At 64.7% G+C, this 2,255-nt stretch carries 2 protein-coding genes and 1 pseudogene; 2 read left to right on the top strand and 1 reads right to left on the bottom strand.

Annotation, left to right across the window (positions count from 1 at the left end; genetic code table 11):
• A partial coding sequence (gene egtD / locus VFF99_RS21195; RefSeq protein ID WP_325020914.1) for an L-histidine N(alpha)-methyltransferase occupies positions 1-734 on the bottom strand: 734 nt, incomplete at its 3' end.
• A 154-nt stretch (positions 735-888) separates the two neighbouring features.
• Here egtD and VFF99_RS21190 point away from each other — a divergent pair.
• Complete coding sequence (locus VFF99_RS21190) at positions 889-1,536, top strand: ABC transporter ATP-binding protein (protein WP_325020913.1); 648 nt, start codon at positions 889-891, stop codon at positions 1,534-1,536.
• A pseudogene (locus VFF99_RS21185) lies at positions 1,533-2,255 on the top strand (ABC transporter permease); the annotation flags it as partial. The gene VFF99_RS21190 and the pseudogene VFF99_RS21185, both read left to right, overlap by 4 nt.

Genomic DNA, 2,255 nt, shown 5'->3' with positions numbered 1-2,255 from the left:
CGCCACTGGCGCACGTCGAAGTCGGCGCCGAGCAGCGCGTTCACATGGCGCAGCATGTTGAGGTTGAATGCCGCGGTGACGCCGATCGCGTCGTCGTAGGCCTTATCGAGTAGGGACTTGTCCTTGATCAGATCGACCCCGATCAGCAGGCCGCCGTCGCGCCCGCAGGCATCGCGGATGCGCCCGAGCAAGGCAGCCGCTTCCTCGGGCGTGAAATTGCCGATCGAGGACCCGGGGTAAAAAAACAGGCGCTTCTCGCGCCGCACCTGTTCCGGCAATTCGAGCGTGTGCGAGAAGTCCATGCCGATGGCATGCATGCGAATCACGGGATATCGGATGCGCAGGCGCTCGACGGCATCACGCAGGAAGTCCACCGAGATATCGATCGGCACGTATTGCGCCGGCTGCAAGACCGGGAACAGATGTTCCGCCTTGGCGCAATTGCCCGCCCCAAGGTCGATGAAGGTTGTGCCGCGGCCGATGGCACGGGCGATGCCGGAAAGATGCTGCGAGAAGATGCTGGCCTCGGTGCGGGTCGGGTAATACTCGGGGAGCTCGCAGATCGCTTCGAACAACTTCGAGCCCAGCGCGTCGTACAGGTACTTCGGTGCAATCGTAGCGTCCGGCGCGCGCAGCCCGGCCTCCAGCTCCTTCCGGATGGCCGCGGGATCCTTGCGGTACAACTGCAGGAATCCAGGCTGCTGCAGGTCGGAGTGGAAAGTGTGTTCTGTCATGCAAGCTTGCTCTGGAAGCCAGATGCAACGGTGGCAATGAACGGCAGGTTTTTTCGTTATCATATTTGCCGTACCCGCTGCGTCCTTGAGGCGACACAAGCAAGCTTGCGTATTTGCTTATGTCGAAACCATCTATCGTTTCTCCCTGAACAACATGCTCCTATTGCGGGACGTCACTAAATCATATGCAAGCGGAAGGCAGGTACTGGCCGGCGTCGACTACACGCTTGAGGCCGGCGAATATGTCGCAGTCATGGGCGAGTCCGGCGTCGGCAAGTCGACGCTGCTGAATCTGATCGCCGGACTGGACAAGCCGGACAGCGGCGAGATCCTCGTCGACAACGTGCCGATGACGGCGCTCGATGACGATGCCGCGACCCGCCTGCGGCGCGAGAAATTCGGCTTCGTGTTCCAGGCCTTCCATATCCTGCCGCACCTGACCGTCGCACAGAACGTTGCCCTGCCCCTGATGCTGAACCAGACCGGGCTGGAGCGTGCATCGCAGATGCTGGACGCCGTCGGCCTGCTGGACCGCGGGCAGGATTATCCGCGCCAGCTTTCCGGCGGCGAAATGCAGCGGGTGGCGATCGCGCGCGCGCTGGTCCATCGTCCGCGGCTGCTGCTGGCCGACGAGCCGACCGGCAACCTCGATCCCGATACCGCCCACGAGGTCTTGCTGCTGCTGCGCAAGGAAATCAAGGATAACGGCGCCTCCGGCATCATCGTCACCCATTCCCATGCCGCCGCCGCGACCGCCGACCGCGTGCTGGTGCTCACCCGCCACGGGCTGCAGCCGGCATGAACAGGGGATCGATCGCACTGCTGCAACGCTGGCTCACCTTCGGCGAATGGCGCGCGCATCCGGTGCGCGCCCTGGTTGCAGCCGCCGCGATCGCGCTCGGCGTGGCGCTCGGTTTTGCGATCCACCTGATCAATGCCGCCGCCTACAACGAGTTTTCGGCTGCCGTGAAAAGCCTCTCGGGCCAGGCCGACCTGCAGGTACGCGGCACCCAGCCCACGTTTGACGAAGCGATTTATGCGCAGCTGCTCCAGCGCAAGGAGGTGGCCGTTGCCAGTCCCGTGGTCGAGGTCGATGCCGCGGTACCCGGACGGCAGGGTGCGCTGAAAGTGCTGGGCATCGATGTCTTCCAGGCCGGCGCCATCGCGCCCGACCTGATCGGCGTGCCGGCCGACGACCGCGCTTTTGACACGCTGGCCGACGACGCCATCTTCCTGTCGCCGGCGGCAATGGAATGGCTGCAGGTGAAGCAAGGCGACAGCCTGGCGTTGCGCGCCGGCACGCAGGAGGTGCGCCTGCGGGTGGCGGGCGGGTTGACACGCGCGCGTGCGGGGCAGCGGCTTGCCGTGATGGACATCGGCGCGGCGCAGTGGCGTTTCAACCGGCTCGGCCGCTTGTCGCACATCGAGCTGAAGCTGGAATCGGGCATCGGCCGCGGCGCCTTCAAGATGGTGCTGGAAAAGGAATTGCCCGCCGGCCTGCTGGTCACCGAGACCGAGGAC

It is taken from the genome of Noviherbaspirillum sp. (assembly GCF_035654295.1).
In the GTDB taxonomy this organism is placed as follows: Bacteria; Pseudomonadota; Gammaproteobacteria; order Burkholderiales; family Burkholderiaceae_D; genus Noviherbaspirillum.
The sequence above is the reverse complement of the archived record's forward strand: the minus strand, read 5'-3'. Positions and strand labels throughout refer to the sequence as shown.